Origin of the sequence: Lysobacter antibioticus, assembly GCF_000731095.1 — a bacterium.
Taxonomy (GTDB): domain Bacteria; phylum Pseudomonadota; class Gammaproteobacteria; order Xanthomonadales; family Xanthomonadaceae; genus Lysobacter; species Lysobacter antibioticus_B.
The window spans coordinates 1-7,173 of sequence record NZ_JMTZ01000121.1; the positions used below are offsets into that span (position 1 = coordinate 1).

The 7,173-nt window shown below is 69.3% G+C and carries 7 protein-coding genes; 3 read left to right on the forward strand and 4 right to left on the reverse strand.

All coding sequences use genetic code 11. The features are described 5' to 3' along the window. Positions 1-188: 188 nt before the first annotated feature. From EX88_RS0122060 to EX88_RS0122070, 3 genes are read right to left on the reverse strand one after another with little or no spacing between them, the layout of a single operon-like run. Positions 189-1,100, reverse strand: a complete 912-nt coding sequence (locus EX88_RS0122060) for a histone deacetylase family protein (protein WP_031374143.1) — start codon at positions 1,098-1,100, stop codon at positions 189-191. 2 nt (positions 1,101-1,102) lie between these two features. After that, positions 1,103-1,657 (reverse strand): cob(I)yrinic acid a,c-diamide adenosyltransferase, encoded by a 555-nt coding sequence (locus EX88_RS0122065; RefSeq protein ID WP_031374144.1) that lies wholly within the window; start codon positions 1,655-1,657, stop codon positions 1,103-1,105. Between the two features lie 15 nt (positions 1,658-1,672). After that, positions 1,673-2,266, reverse strand: coding sequence for a hypothetical protein (locus EX88_RS0122070; protein ID WP_051885429.1), 594 nt, complete (start codon positions 2,264-2,266; stop codon positions 1,673-1,675). A gap of 294 nt (positions 2,267-2,560) precedes the next feature. Between EX88_RS0122070 and ubiH the strand changes: the two genes are divergently transcribed. The 3 genes from ubiH (at position 2,561) to EX88_RS0122085 (ending at position 5,491) form a co-directional block, all read left to right on the forward strand. Beyond that, a complete protein-coding gene (gene ubiH, locus EX88_RS0122075; RefSeq protein WP_051885430.1) occupies positions 2,561-3,823 on the forward strand; it encodes a 2-octaprenyl-6-methoxyphenyl hydroxylase in 1,263 nt (420 codons plus the stop codon). Next, the gene (locus tag EX88_RS0122080; protein ID WP_031374147.1) at positions 3,820-5,019 is read left to right on the forward strand and encodes an FAD-dependent oxidoreductase; all 1,200 of its coding nucleotides are present in this window, start codon (positions 3,820-3,822) and stop codon (positions 5,017-5,019) included. The genes ubiH and EX88_RS0122080 overlap by 4 nt, the downstream gene beginning before the upstream one ends. A 148-nt stretch (positions 5,020-5,167) precedes the next feature. Continuing rightward, positions 5,168-5,491 carry a hypothetical protein gene (locus EX88_RS0122085; protein ID WP_152566421.1) on the forward strand — a complete coding sequence of 108 codons (324 nt, stop codon included), beginning with the start codon at positions 5,168-5,170 and terminating at the stop codon, positions 5,489-5,491. A gap of 171 nt (positions 5,492-5,662) precedes the next feature. Here EX88_RS0122085 and EX88_RS0122090 read toward each other — a convergent pair whose 3' ends face one another. Then, positions 5,663-6,976, reverse strand: coding sequence for an MFS transporter (locus tag EX88_RS0122090; protein WP_031374149.1), 1,314 nt, complete (start codon positions 6,974-6,976; stop codon positions 5,663-5,665). Positions 6,977-7,173 lie beyond the last annotated feature (197 nt).

Sequence of the window (7,173 nt, forward strand, 5' to 3'; positions counted from 1 at the left end):
AAAGCGCAAAGCAGAAAGCAGATCAAAATCACGGCAACGGCAACGGCAACGGCAACCGCGAAATTGCTTCCGGGTAGGAGCGGCGCGAGCCGCGACCACGTTGCTGCATGCTCGCGACGCAACTCGCCGCGATAACGGCCACGCAACTGCGATGGGGCGTCACCACCGCGCCCCAGGCGCCCGGCGCCTCACTCCATCAAGGCGCCCACATGCGCCACCGCGCTCTCGCGCAGGGCCGCCAGGTCGTAGCCGCCTTCCAGCATCGACACCACGCGCCCCAGCGCGTGGCGCTCGGCTATCGCGACCAGTTCGCGGGTGATCCAGGCGAAGTCTTCGCGGTCGAGCTCGACCTGGGCCAGCGGGTCGCGGCGGTGGGCATCGAAGCCGGCGGAAATCAGCACCAGTTGCGGTCGGAACGAGTCGACGGTCGGCAGCAGATGTTCGCGCCAGACTTTGCGGAAGCCTTCGCTGCCGGTGCCGGCCGGCAACGGGGCGTTGATGATGTTGCCTACGCCGCGTTCGTGGGCGTAGCCGGTGTCCGGGTACAGCGGCATCTGGTGCGAGCTGACGTACATCACCCGCGGGTCGGTGTCGAAGATCGCCTGGGTGCCGTTGCCGTGGTGGACGTCGAAATCGATCACCGCCACCCGCGCCAGGTTGTGTTTGTCGCAGGCATGGGCGGCGGCGACGGCGATGTTGTTGAACAGGCAAAAGCCCATCGCGGCATCGCCGGTGGCGTGGTGGCCGGGCGGGCGCACCGCGCAGAACACGCGTTTTTCCTCGCCCTTGATCACCGTGTCGACCGCGGCGATGCCGGCGCCGGCGGCGCGCAGCGCGGCTTCGGCCGAGCCGGGCGCGAGCACGGTGTCGGGGTCGAGCGACATCGGGCCATCGAGTTGGGTGTCGAGGATCAGCGCGAGCAGGGCATCGCCGTGCGCGCGCAGCAATTGGCCGCGGCTGGCGCCGGGCGCTTCGTGCCAGTCCAGCGAGGGATAGGCTTCGCGCAGGGCTTCGGTGACGGCGACCAGACGCAACGGCCGCTCGGCATGACCCGGACCCGGGTCGTGGCGCGTGCAGGCCGGATGCGTGTAGATGCGCATCGCTAACCCTTGCGGCGCTCGTGGTTCCACAGCACCTCGCCGTGCCCGCTCGCGCGCGCCAGCACGCGGGCCAGCACGAACAGCAGGTCGGAGAGGCGGTTGAGGTAGCGCACCGCTTCCGGGCGCACGCTGTCCAGGCGCGCCAGGCTGACGGTCTCGCGCTCGGCGCGGCGCACCACGGTGCGGGCGATGTGGCAACGCGCCGCGGCTTCGCCGCCGCCGGGGAGGATGAAATCCTTCAGCGGCGGCAGATCGTCGTTATGGCCGTCGAGCCACTGCTCGAGGCGGTCGATGTCGGCGTCGAAGATCGCCGCATGGCCCGGGATGCACAGCTCGCCGCCGAGGTCGAACATCTGGTGCTGGATCGCCACCAGTTGTTCGCGGATCGTGTCCGGCAATTCGCTGGCGAGCACCAGGCCGATCGTCGAATTGGCTTCGTCGACCGTGCCGTAGGCGGTCACTCGCGCCGAGTCCTTGGCGATGCGGCTGCCGTCGCCAAGACCCGTGCTGCCGTCGTCGCCGGTGCGCGTGTAGATTTTCGAGAGACGATTGCCCATCGATGACGCGCGCGGTCAGAGCTTGCGAGCGTCGTCGGAGTGCGTCGTCGACGCCTTCGACTTGGCCGCGGACGCGGCGATGGCCTGGACCACGGCGGCGATGCCGACATAGGTGGCGGTCGTCTGCAGGTAGGGCAGCAGCCACTGGAAGTAGTTGGCGGCCCAGCCGGCGACGGTCTTCTCGGCGACCGAGGCCGACAGCCAGTAGAAGCTGCCCTGGCTCAGCAGTTGGCAGACCGCGGTCGAGGCGAGCAGTGCGACCACGGTCAGGCCGAGCGTGCCCCAGCTGCGCTTGTAGTTGCGCGCGACCCACAGGCCGCCGGCCCACATCGAGAAGTAGGCCGGGACCAGGAACCAGTACGCCGCCGAGACACAATAGTGATCCCAGAAGCTGATGCCCTGGCGGGTGATCACGGCGTAGTCGACGGCCACGGCCAGCGCCATCAGCGCCGGGAAGGCCCAGCGGGTCCACTGGCGCAGATAGAAGCCGCCGATGAAGAACACGGCCCAGGAGGCGTCGGGGATCGGCGTCCAGTGATTGACGCGGGTGGCGACCATCAACAGGGCCAGCAAGGCCAGGACGAGGCTGCGTTGGGTGTTCGGCTTCATGACTCTGGCTCCTGACGCCGGACTGGCGCGCCAATCCGGCCATTCTAAGGAACCTGCGGCGAAAGTGCCGGTTTGCCGTCCACCGTGAACGGATCGCAGCCCGATCCGATGCTAAGTGCTTGATCCTTCGCAACGATGACCGCCCCGTGCACAGGTTCCGGGCCGCCGCCGACAGACTCGCCGCGAGCGCGGTCGTATCATGAACGCATGAATCCAGACGTAGACACACCCGATAGGCAGACGCCGGTTGCAGCCACGCCGGCCCCCGCCACGCCCGCCGCGGCCGACTCCGCGGTGCACGCCAGCCATGACGTCCTGATCGTCGGCGGCGGTCTGGTCGGCGCCAGTCTCGCCATCGCCCTGGATAGGCTCGGCCTCGATGTCGGCCTGGTCGAGGCGGCGCCGCCGGGTTCGTTGCCGGCGGTGTTCGACGAACGCAACCTGAGTTTCGCCGAAGCCACCGTCAACGCGCTGAGCGCGCTCGGCGTGCTGGCCAAGCTGCGCGCGCCGACCGGCTCGATCCGGCGCATCCACATCAGCCGGCGCGGCGATTTCGGCCGCGCCGTGCTCGAAGCCGAACGTTATGGCCGCGAGGAATTCGGCCGCATCGTGGTCGCACGCGATTTCGGCGAGGCGCTGGAAGCGCGCCTGGCCGAACTGCCGCGCCTGCAGCGCTACCGCCCGGTGCGTTTCGTCGGTCTCGCCGACGGCGACCCCGCCTGGCGCGCGATCCGGGTCGCCGACGGCGCCGGCGAACGGGTCCTGCGCGCGCGCCTGCTGGTCGCCGCCGACGGCACCCGCAGCGGCGTGCGCGACGCGCTCGCGATCGGTGCCGACGAATACGACTACGGCCAGACCTTGTTCGTGACCCGGCTGCGCGGCGAACGCGCGCCCGACGGCACCGCTTACGAGCGGCTCGGCGCCGAGGGCCCGACCGCGCTGCTGCCGCGCGGCGATCGCCACTACGGCCTGATCCACAGCGTAGCGACTGCGCATGTCGATGCAGTCGCCGCGCTCGACGAGGCCGGCTTCATCGCCCGCGCCCAGGAGGCGTTCGGCTGGCGCGCCGGGCGCTTCCTCGCCTGCGGCGCGCGCAGCCTGTATCCGGCGATCCGTGTGCTGGCCAGGCGCACCGTCGAACGGCGCGCGGTGCTGGTCGGCAATGCCGCCCAGACTATCCACCCGATCGGCGCGCAGGGCTTCAACCTCGGCCTGCGCGATGCGATGACCCTGGCCGAACTGATCGAACGGCAGCTCGCAACGGGCGCTGCCGGCGGTGCTGTCGATTGCGGCGCCGACGAATTGCTCGAACGCTACGCGCAGCGACGCGCCTCCGACCGCGAACGCACGGTCGCGTTTTCCGACGGCGCGGCGCGATTGGCCGCCAACGACAGCGGCCTGATGCGTCCGCTGCGCAGTCTGGGCCTGTTCGCCGTCGATCGCCTGCCGAGCGCGCAATCGTTCCTGGTCGGCGGCGCGATGGGCTATCGCGGCGACGTGCCGGCGCTGTGCCGCGGCGAACACGACGGCCTTCGCTCGTTCGGAGGGCGCGCATGAGCCGGCGCGAACTGCTCGACGTGGTCGTGGTCGGTGCCGGCGTGGTCGGCGCGGCCGCGGCGCTGGCCTTCGCCCGCGACGGACTCGAGGTGGCCCTGGTCGAAACCCGCGAGCCGCCGCGTTGGAACGCAGAGCGGCCGGACCTGCGGGTGTACGCCTTCGCCCCCGACAATGCTGCGTTGTTGAACGACCTGGGCGTTTGGTCGAGCGTGCGCGAGGCGCGCCTGCAACCCTACCGCGCGATGCGCGTGTGGGACGCGGCCGCCGGCGGCGAACTGCACTTCGATGCCGACGCCTTCGGCCGTCGCGAACTGGGCTGGATCGTCGAGCACGCCTTATTGGTCGACAAACTGTGGGCGGCCTTGCCCGCGGCCGGCGTGCAACTGCATTGCCCCGATCAAGTCGAATCGCTCGAACTCGACGCACCCGACAGCGTCGGCGTGATCCTCGAAGGCGGACGCCGCTTGCGCGCACGCCTGGTGGTCGCCGCCGACGGCGCCGAATCCAAGCTGCGCCGCCTCAGCGGCATCGACGCCCCCACGCACGACTACGCCCAGCGCGGCCTGGTCGCCTATGTCGACAGCGAGCTGAGTCATGAAGCGACCTGCTGGCAGCGCTTCCTGCCGGGCGGGCCGTTGGCGTTCCTGCCGACGCTCGGCGACGCCGGCGCGCGCGACCGGCGAAGCTCGATCGTCTGGACCTTGCCCGAGGCGGAAGCCGAGCGCCTGTTGGCCAGCGACGACGCCTCGTTCCTGATCGAACTCGAACGCGCCTTCGCCGGACGCCTGGGCGCCTTGACGCGAGTCTCGCAACGCGCGGCGTTCCCCTTGCGTCGTCAGCTGGCCCAACGTTACGTCTCCGGGCGTGTGGTGGTCGCCGGCGATGCCGCCCATGTCGTGCATCCGCTGGCCGGGCAGGGCGTCAACCTGGGCCTGCGCGACATCGCCGCATTGCGCGGCAGCCTGAAACAGGCGCACCAACGCGGACTCGACCCGGGGTCGTCGACGCGCCTGGCCCGTTGGGCGCGCGAACGGCGCAGCGAGAATGCCCTCGCCGCTTACGGCTTCGAGGGCTTGAACCGGGTGTTCTCGAACGACGATGTCGCCGCGACCCTGCTGCGCGGACCGATGCTCGGCCTGGCCAGCAAGCTGCCGCCGCTGACGCATTACTTCTGGAAGCGCGCGGCGGGCTTGTAAGGCACCGGCCGTTGCTACGCCGAAGGCCACCGTGCCGAGAGCGGCACGGTCGAGGCCGGTACTCTCGAAGCCACCGGTGAAGAGTCGCATCGTCGAATGCGCGCCGCGGCCCTGCGATACGATCGTGAGCATGGATGCGGAGAGCGGGATGAAACGAATCGATGGATCGAACCGGAGCGGCCTGAGCTGGGCTGTGCTGCTCGCGGCGTCATGGCCCCAATGGGCCGGCGCGACCACCCAATGCCCGCCCGGCAGCGGCGAGAAGGGCCCTGTGTTCTGGGCGCTGGGCTTCGGCATGTTGGGCCTGTTCTTCGCCCTGGGACTCGCCGCGGTATTCGGCGCAGTGCGGGCGACTCGCGGCATGAAGTGGACACGGCGTCTGCCGCTGCTGCTGGCCGCGTTGGTGGCCATGCTTTGCCTATGGATGCTGGGCCTGTGGTTGTTCGGCAGCTACTTCGTGATGGTCTGCTGATCCGGACCTGTCGCAGCGGCGCTCATGGCCGCGCCGTGGGCGTCAGCCGCCGCGGCATTCGCTCGCGGCCGCCGCCTCTGCTGTAGCCCTCTTTGGAAAAGGGGGCGAACGGCCGCACAGCGGCCGTGGGGGATTTGCTCTTGTTCCGGTCGCGAGCTGAAGCTCCTTCGCTCAATGCTCGTGAAAGCGCTGCTTGGTCCTGAGCAGATACACCGACACTCCCATGCCGATCACCGCCACGGCCATGACGTAATAAGCGGCGGTCATGCCGCCGAGCTTCGGCGCCAAGGTGCCGATCAGCGGCGGCGTCAATGCACCGAACACCGCATAGGCGACGTTGTACGAGAACGACAGCCCGGAGAAACGCACCGGTGCCGGGAACGCGGCGATCATCACCGCCGGGACCACCCCGACCACGCCGACGAACACGCCGGCCAAGGCGTACAGCGGCAGGAAGTTGGCGCCGCCGTGGTTGAGGTCGTAGTACAGCGCGAAGCTGCTCGCGAACACGCCGAGCGAACCGATCAGCAAAGCGCGGCCGCGGCCGAGCCGGTCGACCAGCAGGCCGCCGGCGATGGCGCTGAGGGTCAGGCAGAACGCGGCCAGGCTGTTGCCGAGGAAGGCGCGCTGTGGGGCGATGCCGAACTGGCTCTGCACCAGGGTCGGCGTCATCAGGATGATCACTACGATCGCCGCGGTCAGCAGCCAGGTCACCAACATCGACAGGACTACGCCGGCGCGATGGTCGCGCAGCACCTGTTTGAGCGGCAGTTCGCGCACCAGCTGACGGCTTTCGCGCATCGCCGTGAACACCGGCGTCTCGCTGAGCCAGCGCCGCAGGTACACGGCGAGGAAGCCGAACACGCCGCCGATCAGGAACGGCAGGCGCCAGGCCCAGCCCAGCACCTCGGCCGGCGCGAACCAGGTATTGATCGCGGTCGAAATCAGTGAGCCGATCAGGATGCCCGCGGTGAGGCCGGCGGTGAGGCTGGCGCAGGCGAAACCGACCCGGCCCGGCGGCGCGTGCTCGGCGACGAAGGTCCATGCACCCGGCACTTCGCCGCCGATGGCGATGCCCTGGACGATGCGCAGGAACAACAGCAACAGCGGCGCGGCGATGCCGATCTGGGCATAGGTCGGCAACAGCCCGATGCATAGGGTCGGCAATGCCATCAGGAACACGCTCAGCGCGAACATGCGCTTGCGCCCGGAGTGGTCGCCGAAATGCGCCATGACGATGCCGCCGATCGGGCGCACCAAATACCCCGCGGCGAAGATGCCGTAGACCTGCAGCTCGGCGAGCCAGCCCGGCATGCCCGGCGGGAAGAACAACTGGCGCAGGATCGCGGTCAGGAACACGAAGATGACGAAGTCGTAGAACTCTAGCGCACCGCCGAGTGCCGACAGCAGCAGGGTGCGCGCGTCCTTGCGGTCGAGCCGGCGCGCGGGGACGGAGACGGACGGCGACACGGGGCTGGCTGTCATAGATCGGGCACGACGAGCGGCAGGTGGAGGCAGGCACTATGCCGCAACGACGGCGCGGTGCAAGCAATGGCCTCTTGTGGCGGTCGTTGGCATAAGAATCCTGCCGTTGCCGTTGCCGTTGCTGTTGCTGTTGCTGTTGCTGTTGCCGAGATTTTGATCTGCTTTGCCGCTTTGCCGGTCAAGTGGAGACCCGGAGG